Here is a 22616-nt window from a genome sequence, read left to right as displayed (position 1 = left end):
TGAGTGTAAAAATTTCGTAATGACATCAGTGGATTGCAACGAATCAGGCTGGCAACGGTCTAGGATAAATAGTGTGTCGACGGCGTTTGTCCCACGGCCTGGCCCCACGCGGTTGGCAAGGTGGGAGAAAAGCGCCGGAGCGGTATATGACCAACGAGACTAACGACTTTGCAATGAAAGGATGAACCATGCCCACACGTCGTGATTTTCTGATGATGAGTCTGCTTTCCGGAGCCATGATTGCCATCAACGCCTCCGCGCTGGCTAAACAGGGCGTACGCGCTAACGTCAAAGGCGCCAGCGCGATTACGCAGGTCTTTGGCGATGGCATTCGGTTGACCGCCGTTGCCGTGGAGTATGACGAAGCCGTCAGCGGCGAGTCTCTTAGCAAGGCCGATTTCAGCGTGGAAGGTCGAACGGTCACCGGCGTGTTCGCCAGTGCTTCCGCCAACCCCGCCGACAAAGCGGCCGAAGGTCATTTCGTCATCGTTACACTCTCGCCGGATGATGCGAATGCGCCGCTGGTGGAAAAAATGGACGCCAAAGACGCCAAAAAGGGTACACAGCCGCCGTCGTCCGGCGGTAAGGGCGGCCCCGGCAAAGCAGGGGATATTCCGGCATACGACACGACGTATGCGCTCCCCGTCGCCAATGTGCATCAAACCGGCGACATCAAGAGCGTGCAAGGTGACCGTATTGCCGCAATGCCCGCGCCGCTGACGACGACCAAGGCTGAAAATCTTATCGTCGATGACTTCGAGTCGCTGACGTTTACCGATGCAAAAACAGGTAAAACACTGCGCTACAACCTGTTTGTGCCCAAGCACTACGACCCGAAACAGACGTATCCGCTGGTCTTGTTCATGCACGATGCCGGGGCCACCAGCGACGTGACTCGCACCACGCTCTATCAGGGGTTGGGGGCGATTGCGTGGGCCAGCCCGGCCGATCAGGCTCAACGCCCGGCGTTTGTGCTGGCGCCGCAATACGCAGAGATTATCGCGGATGACGACTCGAAAACGTCTGATGCGCTGGATGCCACCCTCAATCTCATCACGTCGCTGTCGGAGCAGTACAACATTGATCGCAACCGATGCTACGCGACCGGGCAGTCTGGCGGCTGCATGATGTCGATAGCGATGAACATCAAATACCCGACCTTTTTCGCCGCTTCGTTTCTCGTGGCGGGGCAGTGGGACCCGGCGCTGGTCAAACCGCTTGCCCGGCAAAAACTGTGGATTCTGGTGTCGCAGGATGACGACAAGGCTTTTCCGGGACAGAACGCGATCACCGAGGTATTGAAAAAAGAGGGCGCGAAGATAGCGACCGCCGTCTGGGACGGCACGTGGTCGGCCGACCAGTTCCGCAAGGCCAGTCAGACTATCGAGTCTGAGGAGTGCCCCATTAACTACGTGTCGTTTGCCAAAGGTACGGTCATTCCCCCCAACCAGTCGAGTGCCGGGGCGAGCGGCCATCGCAATACCTGGCGCATCGCCTACACCATTGAACCCATTCGCGAGTGGCTGTTCCGCCAGCATCGCTAAGGCGCACATGCCTGACGGGCGCGAGTCGATATGTTCTGGTCACACCGTATCGTCGGCGCCGAGTCCCTCTTGGCGAGAGAAGCTGCTCATTTTTCCCATCCTGCTGAATACGGGCGATGACCGAGGACGGACATCGCCCGATCCCGCGGCCAGCCCGGCCATGACAGATTCTCTGATGATCCAGAAAGCGTCTTCCGGACAGTGATTGCCTGATAAATGATTGGCGTGATGAATAGTTAATCGGGCAAAAGATCAACAAATCAACCATGCTTGATCTGCGGCTAGTCCGGCGTTGCCCACACGTTGACCTCCCAACGCGTCGGCTTCCGTCGTGCAGCCTCCAGCGCTGCCCCTGTGCGGCGAGTGTGTCCGCCGACTCCATTCACAGAAAGCGAGGTTCGATATGTCGGTATTGTTCACGCCATTCAAACTGAAGGACGTTACCCTGCGTAACCGCATCGCGGTGCCGCCGATGTGCCAGTACAGCGCCACTGAGGGGTTCACCAACGATTGGCATCAGGTTCACTATGCGGGACTGGCGCGGGGCGGGGCCGGTCTGGTGATTGTCGAAGCGACGGCGGTGTCGCCGGAAGGTCGCATCACGCCCCACTGTCTTGGGCTGTGGAATGAGGCGCAGACGGAAGGGCTGGCGCGCATCGCGGCGTCGATCAAAGCGGCGGGCGCGGTTCCCGGCATCCAGATCGCACATGCAGGGCGCAAGGCCAGCGCCAACCGGCCGTGGGACGGCGATGACCATCTTCCCGAGGACGATCCCCGCGCCTGGGAGACGCTCGCGCCTTCGCCTGTCGCCTATGGGGAGAATCTGCCGCGGGTCCCCCGTGAGATGACATTCGAGGATATCGCCCGGGTGACGGGGGATTTCGCCGCCGCCGCGCGTCGCGCCCGCGATGCCGGTTTCGAATGGCTAGAGCTGCATTTCGCTCACGGCTATCTGGCGCAAAGTTTCTTCTCTCCCCACAGTAATCAGCGTCACGATCGGTATGGCGGGAATCTGGAAAACCGTAGCCGGTTCCCGCTGGAAACGCTGGCGGCGGTGCGCGATGCCTGGCCTGAACATCTGCCGCTAACCGCGCGTTTTGGCGTGATCGAATACGACGGAAACGACGAACGCACGCTGGCGGAGTCTATTGAAGGGGTACGGCGGATGCGGGCCGGAGGGCTGGATCTGCTGAACGTCAGCATCAACTTCGTCATTCCCGATACGCAAATCCCGTGGGGAACGCCCGCCCTGCTGGCGCCGCTCGCCGAACAGGTGAGCCGCGGCGCCGGGGTTCCCGTCGCGGTCGGCTGGGGGGTTGATGAGCCTATGCTGGCAGAGCGCGTCGTGGCGGAGAAACAGGTGGATTTGGTGATGATCGGCAGGGCGATGCTGGCGAATCCGCACTATCCGTATGTGCTGGCGCAGGCGCTGAAAATCGACCGCCCAGATGGGGTACTGCCCGCGCCTTATGCCCATTGGCTGGAGAGCTATCACGGCGCGGGCAAACTGTCATCATAGCGTTTGCGCGCGCGCTTAACACCGGACCGCCATCAGTCTGGGGTCACGCGTTAGCGGAGGAACAGGCACCGTCCCGCACGGTGTGTTTTGACGCCCAGGGGCGAGCATGACGACGGCCGCCCCGAGTCTTTTCGGTTCGGCTCATTGAGACCGTGTCCGAACGCCGCCTGGCCGTCATTCGTTCTGTCAGTGAACGAAACTAACCTCATAAACAGGGAGTGATCATGACAACGACATATCGCCGTATCGTGCTGCAACGCCGTCCCGACGGCGCGCCGGCACTCGACAATTTCCGGCTGGAACACGCGCCGATACCACAGCCTGCCGACGGACAGGTATTGCTGAAAAACCAATATCTTTCGCTCGACCCTTATATGCGTGGACGGATGAGCGATACGCCGTCTTATGCGCCGCCGGTGGCGCTGGATACGGTGATGGTCGGCGCAACCGTCAGCCGGGTAGCGGCCTCGCGTCATCCGGCCTTCAACGAGGGCGACCTCGTCGTGGGGATGGGCGGCTGGCAGACCTATGCGCTGTCGGACGGCAGCGATATCAGCCTCATCGATTCCCGTATACGAAGTCCGTCGCTGGCCCTGAGCGTGCTGGGGATGACCGGATTTACCGCGTATCACGGTCTGCTGAAGATCGGCGAACCCAAGGCGGGCGAGACCGTGGTCGTCGCGGCGGCGACGGGGGCTGTCGGTTCCGTCGTCGGGCAAATAGCCCGGTTGAAAGGGGCGCGGGCGGTCGGGATTGCCGGTGGGACGGACAAGTGTCGCTATGCGGTCGAGTCGCTTGGCTTTGATGTTTGTTTGGATCACCACGCCGCCGATTTTAGCGACCGGTTGGCGGCGGCGACGCCGGAGGGGATCGACGTCTATTACGAAAATGTCGGCGGCAAGGTGTTTGACGCCGTAATGCCCCGTCTTAACGTCGGCGCTCGCGTGCCGGTCTGCGGTTTGATTTCACACTACAACGGCATGACCCCCTCGACCGGACTGGACCGGTTGCCGCAGCTGATAATGAATGTACTGACCCGACGCTGGCGAATTCAGGGTTTCATCATTTCAGATCACTATGCCGACGGCTGGACGGCCTTCCTGGATGAGATGACGGGCTGGGTGGACGCGGGGAAGGTAAAAATCCGCGAAGAGGTTGTCGATGGACTGGAACAGGCGCCGCAGGCCTTTCTCAATCTGCTGGCGGGCAAAAACTTCGGCAAGGTGGTGGTACGCCTTGGCGATCCGGCGTGATCGTGGGCGGAGGGTCGCGCCGCCGCTCGGCCTGAGGACGCTAAAACGAGGGGCGCTGAGCGGTCTGCGATCTTCAGACTGAGACGTAAAGAAAGGTCCGGGCGATAAACGCCTCTTAGCCGACTGAAAAGGTTGTGAAAATCCGCACCCGCGTCAAGACGCAAACGTCTATCATTTCTAGGTGGATAACGCGCGCCAGGGGCCGTGTCGGATGGCGCAACATCGGCGTCCTTCCGCGTAGTCACGGACACGATAGCGAGCTGGGCTGCGGCACGGCGCCCGAATGACAGGAATAGAACCATGAGGACTAAGATGAAATATCTCACCGGGCTATGGCAACTGCTGGGCGCCTGCCTTTTTGTCGCTGTGACGGCGTCGAACGCGTCTGCCGCCGAGCTACCGGCCGTCCAGCCGGTCGTCTCCTGCGAGCAACTGGGAGCGATGGCGTTTTCCAATGCGGTCGGGGAAAAGGTCACCCTTCATTCGGCCACCCTGACGAAAACCGAAAAGGGAAACTTCTGCCAAATTTCAGCGACGATCGCGCCGTCCATCGGCGTTGAGATTGCCCTTCCGGCCGAACAGTGGACTCAGCGTTTTCTGCAGGTCGGCTGCGGCGGTCTTTGCGGCAGCATCAACCTGAGTCTATCCAACGCCAACGGCTGCGTTCCCGCCATGAACGGGGAGTTCGCGGTCGCCGCGACCGATATGGGTCATCAGGGCAGCATGATGGACGCCACGTGGGCGGAAGATCCGCAAAAACGTATCGACTTCGCCTACCGCGCCAACCACCTGACGGCGGTGCTCTCCAAAGCGCTGATTGCCGCCTACTACGGCCAGCCGCAGCGTTATGCCTACTTCATGGGATGTTCCGACGGCGGGCGCGAAGCGCTGATGGAAGCGCAGCGCTATCCGGAAGACTTCAACGGCATTTCGGCGGGCGCGCCGGCCGCTTTCTTCCAGTTCCAAAACTCGTTCTTCCACGGCTGGAATAGCGNGGCGAATCAGCGCAAGGACGGCACGGCGATCCTGCTTCAGGATCGCCTGGCCATTCTGCATAAGGCGGTGCTGAAACACTGTCCGACGCTGTCTGGCGTCAATGACGGCCTGCTGCAAAATCCGTATGCCTGCTCGTTTTCTGCCAACTGGGTTAAGCGCTGCGCTGAAAAGCAGAGCGACAAGTCGGACTGTTTGACGCAGGAAGAGATCGACGTCGCCCGAAAACTGTATGCGGGAGCGGGCGATGTCTCGGGTAACCGTTTCGTGCTCGGCGGTCTGCCGCTGGGCTCCGAAATGCGCTGGCCCGCGCCGGCCAAAGCGACGGAGCGCTCCATGTCGGAATCGATGGTGCTGCCGGCCCTGCAGTCGGTGCTGCTGCCCGGCGGGAAACAGCCCATCACCAAGATGAGTGATTTTCCGCTGAATCGGCGAAATTTCGATGCGGTAGCGCAGCTGGCGCCGCTGTATAACGCGGCCAACACCAATTTGCGCCCTTTCATGCAACACGGCGGCAAACTGATTATGTGGCATGGTCTGGCGGATGATTCGGTGAGTCCGGCGTTCTCTCTGGCCTACTATCGCGGCGTCAACACCACGCTCGGCAAAGCCTCGGTCGATAAGTTCATGCGTCTGTTCCTGCTGCCCGGCGTCGGTCATTGCGGGAATGGCGAAGGCTATGACCAGATGGATCTGCTGACGCCGTTGATGGCCTGGACGGAAGAGGGCGACGCGCCGAAATGGATTGTGACCGGTAAAGCCGCCAACCCGAAAAGCCAGATGCCCCCGGCGGCCGCGTCGGCGAAAGGGGCGTCCTCGGCAGAAGTGCAGTTCCACGGCGTGCAGAAGAAAAGCTCACCGATAGCGCCGCCTGCCGTTGAGCTTAAGGCGACCCGCCCGGTCTACCCTTATCCCTACATCGCCCGTTACACCGGGCAGGGCGATCCTAACGACGCCAGCCATTATCGGCCGGTGTTGTCAGAGCCGTTTTTCCGCGTGGCATTCGTGAATCCGGCCCGTACCTATATCGGTCCCGATAATCAGAAAACGTATGAAGTGAAAGAGGGCAAGCTGGTCGAGAAATAACCCAGCGCCGCGAGAACTCGTCATGACATCTTCCGGCGGCCGCCTTGTGTGGCCGTCGACTTATTGTTCATGCTATAAACCGAGATCCCACTCATTCTGAAGTTGGTGTCTCCTTATGATTTCCATTCTCGGACGTGAAACCTCCATCAACGTGCGTAAGGTATTGTGGACATGCCATGAGCTCGGGCTGCCTTTTAAACTCGAACCCTGGGGGCAAGGCGCATTATCTTTATCCTCCCCTGAATTTCTCGCCATTAACCCCAACGGGATGATCCCGGTGCTGGTGGACGAAGGTCGTGCGCTGGGGCAGTCGAATACGCTTTGCCGCTATCTGGCCAACGCCTATGGCGGAGAGGCGCTTCTGCCCACCGCCCCCGAGGCGCGGGCGCAGGTCGAAATGTGGATGGACTGGCAGGCGACGGAGTTGAATAACGCCTGGGTCTATGCCTTTATGGCGCGGGTGCGTAACAGCGCTGCGCATACCGACGAGCAGGCGATCGAAGCCAGTATTCAGCTATGGAATCAACGCATGACGCTGCTGGAGGGCGCGCTGGAGAAAACCGGCGCGTTCGTTTGCGGACCCACCTTGACGCTGGCGGATATCGTTCTGGGCCTTTCCACGCACCGCTGGTACTCGACGCCTTTTCCTAAACCCGAGTTGCCTGCCGTCGCGCGTTTTTATCAGGCGCTTTGCCAACGCCCCGGCTTTGTTCTCTATGGCAATAACGGCGCGCCCTGAACCGTCTTGCCTGAAGATATGTCGTCGATGATGAGACGAAAGCGGCGGTGCGGCAGGTTACTCCATGACGCGCGTCGGTGAGCCGTCCAGCCACGCCAGCAGGTTTTGCACCGTCTCTTCGTAGAAGACACGGTAGGTATCGCGGGTGACGAAGCCGATGTGGGGCGTCGCAATGACGTTGTCCAGCGTGCGAAACGGGTGAGCGGCCGGCAGCGGTTCGGTGGCGAAGACGTCGAGCGCGGCCCCGGCGAGTGTTCGTCTCGACAGCGCGTCGATCAGCGCGGCTTCATCGACCAGCGGTCCACGCGAGGTGTTGATCATCCACGCTGTGGGTTTCATTAACGCCAGATCGGCGGCGTCGACAATACCGCGTGTGCGATCCGACAGCACCAGGTGCAGCGAGAGCCAGTCGGATTCACGCAGCAGCGTCTTTTTATCGACCCATGTCGCCCCCGCGGCCCGTGCGGTTTCCGGGGTCAGGTTCTGGCTCCACGCAATCACGTTCATGTCGAAGGCTCTCCCTATCGCCGCGACCCGAGCTCCAATTTTCCCCAGCCCGAGAATACCGAGCGTACTGCCTGCCAAATCCGCCCCAACGTTCACTTGCCAGCCTCCGGCGCGCAGTGAAGCGCATTCGGCGGGAAGATGGCGAGCGGCCGCCAGAAGCAACGCCCAGGTCAACTCCGGCGCGCCATTGCCGCGGCCCTGCGTGGCGCTGACCGTGATGCCCTGAGCGCGCGCCGCCGCGATATCGATAGAGGCATTACGAGCGGACGTTGAGGCAATGAATTTGAGATTGGGCAGTTGCGCTAGCAGGCTGGCTGTGAGCGGCGTTCTTTCGCGCATGACGCAGAGGGCGTCGAAGGGGCGCAGCCGGGCGACCAGCGCTGACTCGTCGCTCAGGTGATCGCAGAATACGTCGATCTCAGCCCGCGCCTGCACGGCGGACCAGTCCGCGCTGGCGAGTGCAACGCCCTGATAATCATCAATAATGGCTATTTTTAACATGCTCAACACTCCTTTCAGCGATTCGCCGCAACGTGGACGCCTCTATGGGAGAGAACGATGCGCCTGTCATTTTACGTGAGTACCATGACTTGAATACCTGAACGCGGCGCGTCGGCACGGCCGCGGCAATGCCAGACAGGGCTGGCGGCGTTTTCAGTTTACCGCCAGCCTTTGCCGGTTAGCGGTTCAGGACCTGCAGTAGGACGCGGTTAAAACGTTCAGGCTCTTCCATCTGCGGCGCGTGTCCCAGTCCCGTGAATTCCACCAATTCGCCTTTCGGGATGCGTTTTACCGTGGCTTTGCCAAGCTGATCGTAATGACCTAACGTCGCTTTGACCGACGCGGGGGCGATATCGCTGCCGATGGCGGTGGTGTCCGCCGTGCCGATGATCAGCGTGGTAGGCATTTGCAGCTCGCTGAATTCGTAGACGACCGGCTGGGTGAAAATCATGTCGTAGATCAGCGCCGAGTTCCAGGCGACGCGCTGATGTCCCGGCCCCTGATTCAAACCGGCCAGCATGTCGACCCAACGGTCGTAGGCGGGTTTCCAGCGTCCGACGTAGTAAGTGTTTAGCTCGTAGTTGCGAATACTGGCGGCCGAGGTTTTCAGCTCGCGCTCATACCACTGATCGGGCGTACGGTAGGGGACGCCGAGCGCTTTCCAGTCCTCCAGACCGATGGGGTTCACCAGCACCAGCTTTTGCACCGCGTCGGGATACATCAGGGCATATCTTGTTGCCAGCATCCCGCCGGTAGAGTGGCCGACCACCATCGCTTTATCGACGCCGAGACTCAGCAACAGCGCGTGGGTGTTGGCGGCCAGCTGCTGAAAGCTGTATTGATAGCGTTCGGGTTTGGTGGAGGTGCAAAAGCCAATCTGGTCGGGGGCGATCACCCGGTAGCCCTGTTGACTCAATGCCTTGATCGCGTCTTCCCAGGTTGCGGCGCAGAAATTTTTCCCATGCAGGAATACGGCGGTTTTGCCATTGGCCGGACCTTGCGGCGCGACATCCATGTAGCCCATCTCCAGCGGAACGCCCTGTGACGTAAAGGCAAAGTGGTGCAGCGGATAGGGGTAGGTAAAGCCTTCGAGCTGCGGGCCATAGACCGGTGCGGCGAGGACGGTTTGCCCACCACAGAACGACACCGCCAGCGTGAGGAACAGACGTTTGACGACTCGAGACATGATTGACCTTTCCAGTGAATTGTCTTGAGAGAACCTTAGCATGGTTTCTTTTTTTCGCCGCGGCACAATGACGACGCGCTGTGACCGCGGGGAGGCGGGCTGCTGGCGCGACGCACAGGCCATGATCAGGCGAAGCCTCCGTTGGCGCGAACGACCTGAGCATTAATCCAACCACCGTCTTCCCCGGCCAAAAACGCCACCACGCGGGCGATGTCTTCCGTCCGGCCCAGCCGCTCCAGCGGCGTGCTTTTCGCCAGCTGTTCGATCTGATCGTCGCTCTTTCCCTTAAAAAACAGTTCGGTGGCGACAGGGCCGGGCGCGACGGCATTCACGGTAATTTCCCGGCCGCGTAATTCATTCGCCAGCACTTTGACCAGCCCTTCAACCCCGGCCTTGGATGCAATATAGGGACCGTATCCGGGGAATGATTTGGCGATGACGCTGGTTGTCAGGGCGATGATGCGTCCCCCGGTTTGCACCTGCCGGGCGGCCTGACCGAGCACTAAAAACGCCCCGCGCAAATTCACCTGAATAATGTCATCGAAAGTGCGCAGATGGTCTGGGGATATCGGGGCCAGAGACATGATACCGGCGCTGTGTACGACCACGTGCAGGGGGCCGAAGGCTTCGAGAGAAGCGTGGAACAGCCGTTCGACGTCCTCGGGGCGAGAGACATCGGCCTGTACCGCCAGGGCTTCGCCCCCGGACCGATGGATGTTATCGACCACGTCCTGCGCATCAACCGCATTTCCGGCGTAATTGACGACAACCTTGAAGCCGTCGGCAGCAAGCTGCAGGGCGATATCTCGTCCGATACCGCGGGAAGCGCCGGTGACAAGCGCCGTTTTACCTGTGTTGGTGGAGTGCTTGCTCATGGTGTGTCTCCTAAGTCGCTTGGTCAGTGTGAGAGGGGCGAGAGAGGTATGGGGCTGAGTTAACCTCACAATAGGTTGTTTTGTGAACGATCTTTGGCTTCCGACCCCGCTAATCGAACCGGATGACTCCGAATTTACGTTTTTCTATGGATGCCAAACCCCGGCGAGTGACCGCTGGAAAGAGAATGTGTGAATTGTGTAATTAATTAAAAGTAAATGAAATTTTATGTTTTGTTGTGTCAGTGGCTCAATCGACTCCCGGGGAAGGCGCGCAGTCGTAGGTTTATATTATTTTTCGCTTTAACCTTTATACAGCATAGTGGCGTCTACACTTTTAACGTTGTGCGTTGACGAGAGTTACCCGGCATTTTCGGGAGCGCTGTTTCATCAGGCTACTAATTAAAAGAGAAGACTATGAATGCCCAAAACTCTGATTCACCAGGAACAAAAGAATTAACCCGTGCTGAAGTCGTCAGGCAGAGAATCTTTTTTGTCGTGCTGGTGGCGACCATGGGCGCATTGGCGTTTGGTTATGATACGGGGATTATTTCAGGCGCATTGCCGTATATGTCGGCGCCCTCGGCCGAAGGGGGGCTGGGGTTAACGTCATTTACTGAGGGATTGGTCGCGTCCTCGCTGGTCTTCGGCGCCGCGGTGGGCTCCTTCCTCAGCGGATTTTTCTCCGATAAGTTTGGCCGTCGTATTACGTTGCGTAGCCTTGCGGTGCTGTTCGTCGCAGGCTCGCTCGGCACCGCGCTGGCGCCCTCCGTCACGTCGATGGTTGTCATGCGTTTCCTGCTGGGACTGGCCGTCGGGGGCGGCTCTTCGACCGTGCCGGTTTTCATTGCCGAAATCGCCGGGCCGAAACTCAGAGCGCCGCTGGTTAGCCGCAACGAGCTGATGATCGTCACAGGGCAGCTGGTCGCCTATGTGGTCAGCGCCGCACTCAGCTACCTGATGAATGAGGGGCATATGTGGCGCTACATGCTGGCTATCGCAATGGTGCCCGGCGTGCTGCTCTTCATCGGTACGTTCTTCGTGCCGGTTTCTCCCCACTGGCTGGTTTCTGAAGGACGTCNCGCCGAGGCGAAAGAAGTGCTGCAGGAACTTCGCGAGACGCCGCACGAAGTCCGCAAAGAGCTGCGCGACATGCGTGAGCAGGTCAAAGAAGCCGAACGGGGACCGGAGGTCGGCGAGCTGCTGCGCGAGAAATGGGTCTTGAGGCTGCTCGTCATCGGCATCGGATTAGGCTTTGCGCTTCAGTTCACCGGCGTCAACGCGTTCATGTACTACACCCCCATCATCCTGAAATCTACCGGTCTCGGCACGACGGCGGCCATCACGGCTACCATCGGGAACGGGGTGGTGTCGGTGATTGCCTCGTTGGCGGGGATTTGGGCCGTCAGCCGTTTCGCGAGACGCCGGATGTTAATGACGGGCTTCGTCTTCGTCATCGCCGCGCAGGTCTCTCTGGGCGCCGTGTTGACTTTCTTGCCCGCCGATCTGACCCAAAGTTACATCGCGCTGCTGTGTATTCTGGTGTTCCTGTTCTTCATGCAGATGTTTATCGCGCCGGTTTATTGGTTGTTGATGTCGGAACTATTCCCAATGCAGCTGCGCGGTCGCCTGACGGGGACCGCTATTTCGGTTCAGTGGATTTTCAATGCGCTGGTTGCGCTGAGCTTCCCGCCAGTGCTGGCGTTTGCCGGGAGTCAGACCTTCTTCATCTTCGCGGTAATTAACTTGTGTTCTCTGCTGTTTATCGCCGCAATGGTGCCTGAGACCCGAGGGAAAAGCCTGGAGGAAATTGAATCGCACATGCGGCATAAATTCGGTGAAGATAGCGATAATACCACGCGGGCCTAGGCCGTCTGCGGCGAAGCTGAATGAAGCGTCGCCGCGTATTACCGCCGGTTCTTTATCAACGTCGCCCTAAAGGGTAAGGGCGTCTCGTCAAGGATGACGGCTTCCCTCCTTAGCTGTAATGACGCCTCGCCGCAAAAGAGCGAGGCGTTTCTTATCTATTCGTCACTGCCTTTTGTTTCCTCTATCGCTCACGTCGCAGCCTCGATTGCGGGACACCGCGCTGTGGGTCGCTGCCTTATGGGGCCTGATAAAACGCGGCGCCGTTCGCAATACGTGTGTCGAGTCGTCTCAACGCTCACCTAACATTCCAATGCTTCTCTGGCTTTCCGACCTGCGTGAGTGCATCACGTGTTTTATCACGACATAATTAAAATATAGGTTTACACCTATATAGTATTTAACCTATAGTGATGAGGAGGTCGTGTGTGGGTCATTGAAACAACGGATACATTTGACGCATGGTTTTGTTCGTTATGCGACGTCGACAGGGCCTGCGTACTTGCGGCGCTCATCGTGTTGCGGGAAAAGGGGCCGATGTTGGCCAAGGCCTTATGCCGATACGGTCAAACGCTCCCGCTACAGCAACATGAAAGAGTTGAGAGTGCAAAGCAGAGGGGATCCCTTACGCGCCTTTTTCGCTTTTGACCCGCACCGTACCGGCATTCTGCTGTGTGCTGGCAATAAGGCGGGGAATGAAAAACGCTTTTACGATGAGATGATCCCGCTGGCCGATCGGGAGTTCGCTCATTATCTCAATCGACTAAACAAGAAGGAGTAACGCTATGGGCAGAACGCTGGAACAGCTTATCGCGGATGAAAAACCGGAAGTTGTCGCGGATGCGCGGGCAATAGCAACGGACATGCTGCTCAATATTCACCTTGCCGAACTGCGCGAAAAGGTACAGAAAACGCAGGTGGAGATGGCGCAGACGCTGGGACTGAAACAGCCGACCGTCGCGGGGATGGAAAAGCGAGGGCGGGATCTGAAACTCTCCACCCTCAAACGCTATGTTGAGGCGACCGGCGGCAAGCTGCGGCTGGATGTTGAATTGCCGGACGGCTCGCACTACGGATTTGTGCTCTAAGCGGTGCTTGTCACCGCTTGATCATTTCGCAGCATTGGCGCCACCAATCTGCTGCCCATTGGTCTCATTGAACGGCGGGTTTGTCGGCATCCGATATTGCGACGCCCAGCGGCGATGTGGAATGGCCAAGGGCGACTGCTAACGGACTCTGGGGCGAATGACGAAATATCGACGGTTGCGGATATCCCGCGTGATTTCGCGTGCAGCTTTTGCCCCACACGGGCAAGGCCGCAGAAACCGTGTTTCGTCTCAAAACCGGGGGCTAGCCGCCATTTATGCTCTGAATGGCCTTCTGACGCGTGTTTCAGGATACCGCCGCTCGTCGAGATGAAGGGCCGTATCCTCGGCTCGATCTCCCCGCCACGCCGGAACGGGTGCGGCAAGTGTCCTATCAATGATTAGTGTGTCCACTCGCGCGCAATGACCGGCTGCGCTTTTGTTTCGTCGCGAGGGAAGCGGATGGCCGCGGCCAGACTGATGGCTGAAACCGCAAACATATAATACGCCGGAGCAGGCGAGCCCCAGTTATGTGACAGCCAGGCCACAATGAACGGCGAGAACCCGCCAAAGGTCATGGTCGCGAGGTTATAGCTGATCGATAACGAGGTCACTCTGTTCTCGACGGGGAACAGTAAGGTCAGCATGGTGGGCATAGTGGCGAATTGCGCGGCGAGACAGATGCCCAGCGCCAATTGCATAACCAGCATGTGGCTGATTTCAGGCGAATGAATTACCCAGGTAAACAACGGTAACACCATCACAAAATAGCCGAGGGTCGAGATCAGAAAGACGCGCTTTCTCCCTACTTTATCCGCCAGAATGCCAAACAGAGGGATGATGAGGGCCATCAGGCTGACGATGCCGATTTGGAGGGTCAGCACGTCGGTGATGGGCATTCCGAGCTGTTTGCTGGCGAAGCTCGGCATATTGATCAGCAGCACGTAGAAGCCCACCGTACCGCTGACCACCAGACAGAATCCGAGGATGATTTTTCTGACATCCAGCCCCATTTTCGCGCCCGGCGGTTTTTCCTGCGTTTGCTGCTGAACGAACTCATCGGATTCGGAAAGGTTGTTTCTTATCCAGAGGCCTACCGGGCAAATAATCAGGCCGATGGCAAACGCAATGCGCCAGCCCCAGCTGTCGAGACTTTCTGTGAAGACGTTGAAAATAATCATCGAGATAATGGAGGCCAGCACGACAGCCAGACACTGCCCGAATAACTGCCACGAACCATAAAACGTTTTCTTATTGTCGTCCGATCCTTCCACCAGGTAGGAGGTGGAGCTGGCATATTCGCCACCGGTCGCAAATCCCTGAATCAGACGCGCGATCACGATTAATATCGGGGCGGTCATGCCAATCTGGTGATAGGACGGCGTTACCACAAAGAGGGTCACCGCGATAAACATCAACCAGATGATGAGCTGCAGCGCTTTTTTACGGCCATATTTGTCCGCGTAAAAGCCGATCACCAGTCCGCCGATGGGGCGGGTAAAAAAGCCCACGCCGAACGTCGCTAACGAAATAAGCAGTGAACTGTATTCGTCATTGGCCGGAAAAAATTGTCGGGCGATCACGGCCGCGAAAAAGCCATAAATCAGAAAGTCATACCATTCGAGTATGTTGCCGATGGTGCCTGCGATAATTTTTTTATGGCTGCTCATTGTGATCCCCCTCGGGTGAATAAATGAAATCCATCGTGAATTAATGCGCTGTCGTGGATGGCCGGCGGTTTATGATTGGCGGTCCATTGCGTGGCGGTTTCATAAGCCTGAGCCAGTCGAAGCACCGCCATATCGCATTGAGGACGCCCGATGATTTGAATGCCCGCAGGCAGTCCGGATGAGTTAAATCCAGCCGGCACATTCACAATGGGACAGCCGGAAAGGCTGCCCAAGATCGTGATCTCCATCCAACGGTGATAGGTGTCCATCGTCCGGCCCGATATGCTTTCCGGCCAATGGCAGTTTTTGTCGAAGGGAAAAACCTGCGCGCTGGGTAATATCAGGAAGTCCACCTCATCAAAAAGCGAGAGCAGCCTTCGATAAAGCTGCGTTCTGACCGCCGACGCCTGCATGAGTTGCAGTGCGCTTAATGCCAAACCCGCCTCTATTTCCCAAATGGCCTCAGGCTTCAACCATCTCCGCTTCTCGGGATCTAAATAGAGCGGGGCAAGATTATGCATGACGGCCGCGTGCCGAAGCGTGCGCCACGCATGCCAGACCGCTTCAAAATCCATATCGATGGCGACGTTGTGGACGTCGCAGCCGAGTGCGGAAAACGTGTTCAGCGCTTTCTCACACAGCGGCAATACGCCGTCTTCGAACGGGAGATGGCCTTGGAGATCACCAAGCCACCCTATTCGCAGATGATGACAGTCGCTTTCCAGCGCTGCGGCGAATGAGGCGGCATCGATGTTTAGCGACAGCGGAGCGCGATCGTCCCGACCGGCCAGCGTGGACAAGAGGAGGGCGACGTCTTTGACGCAGCGCCCCATAGGACCTTCGTACGCCATCTGGTTAATGAACAGCTCATTGCTTTCCGTCAGAGGCACGCAGCCCTGCGAGGGACGAAAACCAATGACATTATTGAAGGCGGCGGGATTGCGCAAAGAGCCCATCATATCGCTGCCGTCCGCCACCGGCAGCAGGTACATCGCCAGCGCCGCCGCCGCGCCGCCGCTGCTACCCCCTGCGGTCAGCGCCGGGTGATAGGCATTGCCCGTCGCACCGAACACCGAATTGTAGGTCTGGGAGCCCAATCCGAACTCAGGCGTATTGGTTTTGCCGATAATGACGGCGCCGGCCTGTTTGATTCTTGCTACGACTAAGGCGTCTTGATCAGGAACGTCGTGTGCGAAAATCTGCGAACCTCGGGTGGTTGGAATGCCGCGAGTGAGCGCCAGGTCTTTCACCGCAAAAGGGAACCCATGCAGCCAGCCCTGATAATCGCCTCTGGCTAAAGCGAGATCCTTTTCTTCCGCCTCTTTGAGCAGCTGCGACCTGCCCCGCAGGCTGACGATGGCATTAATCAGCGGATTAAACGCGTCGATATGGTCGAGATAGATCTCCATCACTTCACGACAGGAAATCTCTCTCTTCCGGATTAACGATGACAGCTGATAGGCGTTCAGCAGAACAAGACTTGGGTTATCAGACATCTTACGGCCCTCTATTTCTCGTCATTCAACACGATGCGGCCAATGACCAGAAATTTTTGATGGTCAAAAAACTTAAACCAGGTGGCGATAGCGCCGCCGATGATAAAGCTGGAGAGCACAATCCAAGGAATTGCCTTGTAGAACAGTGAATCGGCCGCTGAACCTGCTGCGAAATCCATATTGGCGAAAAGCAGATAGACGACATAAATCATGCCTATCCCACCCAGTAACGGGGCCAGGAAGGTTTTAAACCAGTGGCTGTTGTGACGGTTTTCCGCCTTCGCGTGGAAATAGAAAATCACGGCGAAGGCGCACAACGCCTGAACGATCATGATCCCCATCGTGCCGAGTATCGCCAGCAGGGTATAGATATCCGCATAGGGGTCTTTTCCCGCGATCAGAAAGAGAAGAATGATGGCGCTGGCGATCAGCGTTTGCACCGTTGACGCGACGTGAGGCGAACCATGTTTGGGGTGGGTCAGCCCCAGCGTGTTGCCTGAACGGGGAAACAGGTTCTCCCGGCCTAGCGCATAGAGATAGCGCGCCGCGCAGTTGTGGAACGCCATACCACAGGCAAAGGAGCCGGTAATCACCAGAATTTTGAATACGGAGACCGCCCATTCGCCCAGGTATTGGCGCGCCGGGCCGTAGAAGATTTCGGCCGCTTTATTCGGATCCTGCGCCAGCGCGATGGCGTGCTCCGGTCCTGTTCCGGCAATCGCCATCCAGGAAATAAAGACATAGAACAGACCAATGCCAATTACGGCGAGCAGTGTCGCCAGCGGGATGATTTTCTTCGGATTACGCGACTCTTCGCCATACATGGCGGAAGACTCAAACCCGACCCAGGACCAGAAGGCGAAGAACAGGCCAATACCGGCATTCGCGCCCGATACGCCCAGCGCTGGCGTAAATGCCTTTAGCGGGTTGATCGATTCGGGAACAAATCCCTGCGGTCCGCCGCCGTGGAACAGCACGGCGCCCGCCACCACGGTAAGGATGATGATTTCGAGTACCAGACAGCAGCCCAGAACCTTGGACGTCAGCGAAATATCGAAGTAGCTGAGGACGCCGTTGGCTATCAGCATGGCTAGCGCGAAGATGATCCAGTGGACCTGTATGCCGGACAGTCCGTGGACCAAGTCTTCGCAAAAGAATGCAAAAATCCCGACCAGCGCCGCTTCAAACACAATATAGGTGAGCGTGACCGCGNCCCCGGCGGCCATTCCCATAATGCGTCCCAACCCATGAGAGATGAACCCGTAAAACGCGCCGGTGGCGGTGATGTATTTCGCCATCTGCGCGTAACCGACGGCGAACAGCGCCAGAATGCAGGTCGCGACCAGAAATCCCGCAGGCGCGTACTGCCCATTACCGCTGCCTACCGCGATGGGCACATTTCCCAACATCGCGGTGATGGGCGCCGCCGTGGCGACGGTCATGAACAAGACGCCGGTCAAGCCCACGGCGTTAGGGCGCAGACGCTGGATCGGCTGTGCGCTGGCGTCATTCCCGGCAAGGTGGGTCATAATTTGATTACTCATGCGATTACCGCTCCGTCAGGAAATGCAGGATAAGGATTCGGGAAGAATTTGGCCGCCGTCCACAATCAGCGTTTGCCCGGTGATATACCCGGACGCCTGAGAGGCGAAAAACAGCGCGGCGGCGGCGATATCGTCCACGCTGCCGAGACGTTTCAGGGGGACGGACTTCGCCATGTCGGCGATATAGTCGTCTCCCATGTCCGCCAAGCCTTCCGTCAAAATGTTGCCGGGGAGCAGAGCATTGATGGTGACGTTGTCTTTCGCCAGCTCTAACGCGGCGGTGCGCATGAAGCCCAGCTGAGACGCTTTGCTTGAGGCATAGTGCGCCCATCCCGGATAGCCGGTGACCGGGCCGGTGATAGAGGAGGTCAGGATAATGCGGCCGTGTCCGGCGGCTTTAAGCCACGGAATGGCGGCCTGTACGCACAGGAAGGTGCCTTTACTGTTCACCCCATGGACTTCATCCCATTGCGCTTCCGTCATTTCGCTCAGCGTGGCTGAGGGGAAGACGCCCGCGTTGCAACACAGCACGTCCAGCCCGCCGAATAGCGCCGCGCAGTGCGCGACGGTCTCTTTCACCTGTAGCGCCACGCTGACATCGCAGAGGCAGCCATGCAGGGTTAACCCTTCCGCGCTGGCCTTTTTTATGGCGGCCTCCTGTTTTGCCGCCGTTCTTGCGGTGATCGCCACATTGGCCCCCTGGCGAGCAAAGTTCAGCGCCAGCCCTAGCCCAATGCCGCTGCTGCCACCGGTAATGAGGACGTTCTTACCGCGTATATCGTCGAACATAGGTGTCTCCTTGCTTACGTCAGACAGGGCTGTCTGTGGTGAGTTATCGCCGTCTTTTTCTCTGATGCCGTTGGGAAACAATGGCCAATGCCGATAAGAATAATCACGTAAATGTTGAATGATCAACATTATTTGGTTGGTTTATGCGATGTTTAATTTGCGACTTTATGGTGAGCCGTTTTGGTGCGGGGTATTTCAGTCTATCTTATTGTTAATAGGTTATTTTAAGGGTTTTTTGGTGCTGAATTATTTCTCCATCCTCCGATGAGGTTAAAAACATGCCCTATTGCGGTGCATACGAACTGATTTTTCAAATCCATTTATTTTATTATATTGATAATTAATGATGTTTTTATGGTGTAACTGTTTTTCTGCAACTATTTTTGTCGTTGTCCTTGCATAAACCCCGACATCAACATAAAAATGTTGTACTCGTGTCATTAGTTGGGTGTCCGCTATGCTTTATGACGAAAGGTATCTAGAGACCATCAACCGGTTATTACGCGCAGCATTGCCCCGCTGGGGTGTGAGTGAAGGGGCTGAATTGGTGCTGTTGACCTTTTCCGAGAACGCCACTTTTCTGGCGACGGACGCGGTCACCGGACGCCGTAGGGTTTTGCGGGTGCATCGCCCCCATTATTGCCACCACGCCGAAATCGTGTCGGAACTGGACTGGCTGCTGGCCCTGAAAAGCAGCGGCGTCATCAACGTGGCGGCGCCTCTTCCACAGCTCAACGGCGAATACGTGGCGCGGCTGGCGGATGAGACGTCCGAGACCTTTGTGGTGGCGTTTGAGTTTATCGCGGGCGCGGAGCCGGATAGCACCCGCGATCTCTCCGCCTGGTATCGCCATCTGGGACAAATCGCGGCCCGCCTGCATCTGCATAGCCTCAGCTGGCCAAGGCCGCCGACCTTCACCCGCAAGGTGTGGACGTTTGACACCATCATTGGCGAACAGGCGCATTGGGGGGACTGGCGTGTGCTAAGTCAGTTTTCTCCCGATGATATCGCGATGCTGGAAGACGTCGAAAACGTGCTCAAAGCGCGTCTCGACGACTATGGGTACTCCCCGGAACGCTTCGGGCTGGTTCACTGCGACATGCGCCTGGCTAACCTGCTGGTGGACGGCGAGAAAATGACCGTCATCGACTTCGATGATTGCGGTATCTGTTGGTTTGGTTGGGATTTTGCGACGGCGGTGAGCTTCATTGAACACGATCCGTTAGTGGGCCTTTATCAGTCCGCGTGGCTGGAAGGGTATCGCAGCGTGCGTCCGCTTGACCCACAGGATGAGGCCATCTTACCGACATTGGTCATGCTGCGCCGGCTTCAGCTTAGCGCGTGGATCGGCAGTCATGCCGAAACGCCCACCGCGCGGCAGTTAGCCGCCGATTATCCCGCAGGAACGGTGGCATTGGCCCGGCAGTATCTGCGTCAACAGGCACAGTACGTGGCGCGGAGTGCGCGGCAGGAGCGTTCGCGATGAAAGAGAAAAAACAGATCCTGGGCCTGAACCGCTTCGAGAAAAACGACGATGTGACGCTGGATGCGGCGTTGACCGAGCAGATCGCTCGTCGTCAAAGCACGCAGGGCGCATCGTCGGTGTTGTTCTATCAACAACCCATTGAAATGGTCAGCGCGCGGGGCGTCTGGATGTTCGACGCGGCGGGCAACAAGTATCTGGATATGTATAACAACGTGCCGAGCGTGGGCCACTGCCATCCGCGCGTGGTAGAGGCCATGTCTATTCAGGCCGGACGGCTTAATACCAACACCCGCTATTTGTTTCCGGTGCTGGAGCTCTATTCGGAAACGCTGCTGGCCACGTTTCCCGCGCCGCTTACCCAAGTGATTTTTACCTGCACCGGCAGCGAAAGTAATGATATCGCGCTGCGCATGGCCAGAATGGCGACGGGCAAGCAGGGCATCATCGTGACCGAGACGGCCTATCACGGCAATACCACGGCGGTGATGGAAGTGTCGCCGTCAGGGCATAAACGCCCGCAGCTGCCGCCTTATGTCCGCACGGTCCCGGCACCGGATGCGAATACGCTGCAGCCCGGTCAGCAGGTGGAGCGGGTTTTTGCCGACGCGGTGCAATCGGCGATAGATTCCCTGGAGGCGGCCGGTTTTGGCTGTGCGGCCTTGCTGGTGGACACGATCTTCTCAAGCGATGGCGTCTACGCTGAACCGGCCGGTTTCCTCGGTCTGGCGGTTGATCGCGTTCGGGCAAACGGCGGCGTCTTCATCGCCGACGAGGTGCAGCCCGGTTTCGGCCGGACGGGCACGCACTACTGGTGCTTTCAGCGTCATGCGCTGGTGCCGGATATCGTGACGCTCGGCAAGCCGATGGGCAACGGTTTCCCCATGGCCGCGGTCATTACACGACCGGAGCTGCTCGATCGTTTTAGTCAGGAAACCGAGTATTTCAACACCTTCGGTGGTAATCCGGTGGCTGCGGCCGTCGGTCTGTCCGTCTTGCAGGTGATTGAGGAAGAAGCGTTGCTTGCCAACGCCGAATACAGCGGCCGCGCTCTGCGAGCCGGGCTGCGCAGCCTGGCGAAGATTCATCCGGCGATCGACGATGTCCGTGGCGCCGGACTGTTCAATGCGGTTGAATTCAGGCACCCGGACAGTAAGGAGCCGGACACGGCCTTGGCGCGATGGGTCATTAATGCACTGAAAGAAGAAGGGATTTTGATCGGCGCAGCGGGCGCGTATGGCAACAGCCTGAAGATTCGTCCTCCGCTGTGTTTCAGCATTCATCATGCCGACTTTTTTATCGAGAAATTATCAGCCGTCTTGAGCCGTCGCCGATAGCATTAAAAAAAAATGGCGACAGGGAGCCTTAACCGGCGCTTTGCGTTTTGTTGCCTGACGACGCCGGATATACTGGCGCTTCCGTGACGTTTTTTCAGGAGAGATGACGGTCAATGTCAAAAAGGAAAACAGTACGCCAGCAAAACATACTGAGCGAACTTAGTGAATCTCCCAGCTTACGCATTGTCGATCTGGCGCGGGCTCATCAGGTTTCAACAGAAACTATCCGTCGCGATCTGGATGAGCTGACCCAAAAAGGGTTGTTAAATCGTACCTACGGCGGCGCGGTAAGGGCGATGAATACGGAGCCTACTGTCTCAGAGCGTCACCGCCTGTATACGGAAGAGCGCGAACACATCGCCCGCGAAGCGATGCAGTATTTGCGCGACGGTAAGTTGTTCATGATGGGATCGGGCGCCACGACCGTACATGTCGCCAGACGGATGGCGGTCGATCTTCGGGATATCACCGTCATCACCCACTCGTTCGGGGTGGCGACCGTGCTGTCGATGAATCCGACTATTCGGGTTATCGTGGCGCCGGGAGACTACATTGCTTCGGAAGGCGCCATGGTGGGCGGACAAACGCTGAATTTCCTGCACCAGTATTGCGCCGATTACGCGATTCTCGGGGCCAGCGGCGTAACGTCTGGCGGCCCAAGCGAGGCCCTGATTGATTGCGGCATCATCTATAACACCATGATCCAGCGTTCGAACCAGAGCGTGATTGTGGTGGACCATTCCAAATTCGACATGGCGTTTCCTTCCAGCTACGCCACATGGTCATCTATCGATCGCGTTATCACCGACAGCACGCCCCCCGATCACCTGCTGACAAGCCTAAAAAAAGGCAACGTGGAGGTTTCCGTCTGTCGTTGATGGGGGAATTCACGATAGACGCTCTTCCCCCGTTGGGACGATCGCGCAATCCTCGCTGCGCTTCATGAAGAAGCCGCTTATCACACGAAGAGGAAACACCGTGGGCGAGGGGGACGAACCACTCGGTATTCCGGACGATGCGTGCCCGTCGAGTCATCGCTATGGGATGTGCGCTGATGTTCCGGCTGCCATCTCCTTGCCGCCATCTGATTGCCATTAAAAATGAGCAGGGAAGAGTCTGGCGTGAGAGTGGGTTTGGTTGGCCCAG

General features: G+C 57.9%; 17 protein-coding genes and 1 pseudogene. 11 read left to right on the top strand and 7 right to left on the bottom strand.

Going from position 1 to position 22616, the window contains the following annotated elements; genetic code table 11:
* Positions 1–188 precede the first annotated feature (188 nt).
* The 5 genes from SB13_RS08235 to SB13_RS08215 all read left to right on the top strand — a co-directional run bounded on the left by SB13_RS08235 (position 189) and on the right by SB13_RS08215 (position 7134).
* Positions 189–1544, top strand: coding sequence for a carboxylesterase family protein (locus tag SB13_RS08235; RefSeq protein WP_026739885.1), 1356 nt, complete (start codon positions 189–191; stop codon positions 1542–1544).
* Positions 1545–1947: 403 nt separating this feature from the next.
* Complete coding sequence (locus SB13_RS08230) at positions 1948–3063, top strand: NADH:flavin oxidoreductase/NADH oxidase (protein ID WP_026739884.1); 1116 nt, start codon at positions 1948–1950, stop codon at positions 3061–3063.
* Between the two features lie 224 nt (positions 3064–3287).
* On the top strand, positions 3288–4316 hold the full coding sequence (locus SB13_RS08225; RefSeq protein ID WP_026739883.1) for an NADP-dependent oxidoreductase: 1029 nt from the start codon (positions 3288–3290) through the stop codon (positions 4314–4316).
* A 441-nt stretch (positions 4317–4757) separates the two neighbouring features.
* A complete protein-coding gene (locus tag SB13_RS08220) occupies positions 4758–6395 on the top strand; it encodes a tannase/feruloyl esterase family alpha/beta hydrolase (protein WP_235202392.1) in 1638 nt (545 codons plus the stop codon).
* Positions 6396–6510: 115 nt separating this feature from the next.
* Positions 6511–7134, top strand: coding sequence for a glutathione S-transferase family protein (locus SB13_RS08215; RefSeq protein ID WP_026739881.1), 624 nt, complete (start codon positions 6511–6513; stop codon positions 7132–7134).
* Positions 7135–7191: 57 nt separating this feature from the next.
* On the opposite strand, the gene SB13_RS08210 is transcribed toward SB13_RS08215, so the two are convergent.
* The 3 genes from SB13_RS08210 to SB13_RS08200 all read right to left on the bottom strand — a co-directional run bounded on the left by SB13_RS08210 (position 7192) and on the right by SB13_RS08200 (position 10203).
* On the bottom strand, positions 7192–8142 hold the full coding sequence (locus tag SB13_RS08210; protein ID WP_081821838.1) for a D-2-hydroxyacid dehydrogenase family protein: 951 nt from the start codon (positions 8140–8142) through the stop codon (positions 7192–7194).
* Positions 8143–8320: 178 nt separating this feature from the next.
* Positions 8321–9328: an alpha/beta fold hydrolase gene (locus SB13_RS08205; protein WP_026739879.1), complete on the bottom strand. Its 1008-nt coding sequence runs from the start codon at positions 9326–9328 to the stop codon at positions 8321–8323.
* A gap of 125 nt (positions 9329–9453) precedes the next feature.
* Positions 9454–10203, bottom strand: a complete 750-nt coding sequence (locus SB13_RS08200; RefSeq protein WP_026739878.1) for an SDR family oxidoreductase — start codon at positions 10201–10203, stop codon at positions 9454–9456.
* 414 nt (positions 10204–10617) lie between these two features.
* On the opposite strand from SB13_RS08200, the gene SB13_RS08195 reads away from it, so the two are divergent.
* From SB13_RS08195 to SB13_RS08190, 3 genes and pseudogenes are all read left to right on the top strand, one after another.
* On the top strand, positions 10618–12069 hold the full coding sequence (locus SB13_RS08195; RefSeq protein WP_026739877.1) for a sugar porter family MFS transporter: 1452 nt from the start codon (positions 10618–10620) through the stop codon (positions 12067–12069).
* Positions 12070–12492: 423 nt separating this feature from the next.
* Positions 12493–12847: pseudogene (locus SB13_RS17270) on the top strand (type II toxin-antitoxin system RelE/ParE family toxin).
* Positions 12848–12851: 4 nt separating this feature from the next.
* Positions 12852–13154, top strand: coding sequence for a helix-turn-helix domain-containing protein (locus tag SB13_RS08190; protein WP_026739876.1), 303 nt, complete (start codon positions 12852–12854; stop codon positions 13152–13154).
* Positions 13155–13552: 398 nt separating this feature from the next.
* Here SB13_RS08190 and SB13_RS08185 read toward each other — a convergent pair whose 3' ends face one another.
* The 4 genes from SB13_RS08185 to fabG all read right to left on the bottom strand — a co-directional run bounded on the left by SB13_RS08185 (position 13553) and on the right by fabG (position 18650).
* Complete coding sequence (locus SB13_RS08185; protein WP_036150563.1) at positions 13553–14821, bottom strand: MFS transporter; 1269 nt, start codon at positions 14819–14821, stop codon at positions 13553–13555.
* Positions 14818–16317 (bottom strand): amidase, encoded by a 1500-nt coding sequence (locus tag SB13_RS08180; RefSeq protein WP_072000229.1) that lies wholly within the window; start codon positions 16315–16317, stop codon positions 14818–14820. The genes SB13_RS08185 and SB13_RS08180 overlap by 4 nt, the downstream gene beginning before the upstream one ends.
* An 11-nt stretch (positions 16318–16328) precedes the next feature.
* A complete protein-coding gene (locus SB13_RS08175; RefSeq protein WP_463605551.1) occupies positions 16329–17759 on the bottom strand; it encodes an APC family permease in 1431 nt (476 codons plus the stop codon).
* A gap of 117 nt (positions 17760–17876) precedes the next feature.
* Positions 17877–18650, bottom strand: coding sequence for a 3-oxoacyl-ACP reductase FabG (gene fabG / locus SB13_RS08170; protein ID WP_026739873.1), 774 nt, complete (start codon positions 18648–18650; stop codon positions 17877–17879).
* 457 nt (positions 18651–19107) lie between these two features.
* On the opposite strand from fabG, the gene SB13_RS08165 reads away from it, so the two are divergent.
* From SB13_RS08165 to SB13_RS08155, 3 genes are all read left to right on the top strand, one after another.
* Positions 19108–20136, top strand: a complete 1029-nt coding sequence (locus tag SB13_RS08165) for a phosphotransferase enzyme family protein (RefSeq protein ID WP_051616515.1) — start codon at positions 19108–19110, stop codon at positions 20134–20136.
* On the top strand, positions 20133–21470 hold the full coding sequence (locus SB13_RS08160) for an aspartate aminotransferase family protein (protein WP_026739871.1): 1338 nt from the start codon (positions 20133–20135) through the stop codon (positions 21468–21470). Before SB13_RS08165 ends, SB13_RS08160 begins: the two co-directional genes overlap by 4 nt.
* A gap of 113 nt (positions 21471–21583) precedes the next feature.
* On the top strand, positions 21584–22348 hold the full coding sequence (locus SB13_RS08155; RefSeq protein WP_026739870.1) for a DeoR/GlpR family DNA-binding transcription regulator: 765 nt from the start codon (positions 21584–21586) through the stop codon (positions 22346–22348).
* The last annotated feature ends 268 nt before the right edge of the window (positions 22349–22616 follow it).

The sequence above is a fragment of the Lonsdalea quercina subsp. quercina genome (assembly GCF_000688695.1).
GTDB classification, from domain to species: Bacteria; Pseudomonadota; Gammaproteobacteria; order Enterobacterales; family Enterobacteriaceae; genus Lonsdalea; species Lonsdalea quercina_D.
The sequence above is the reverse complement of the archived record's forward strand: the minus strand, read 5'-3'. Positions and strand labels throughout refer to the sequence as shown.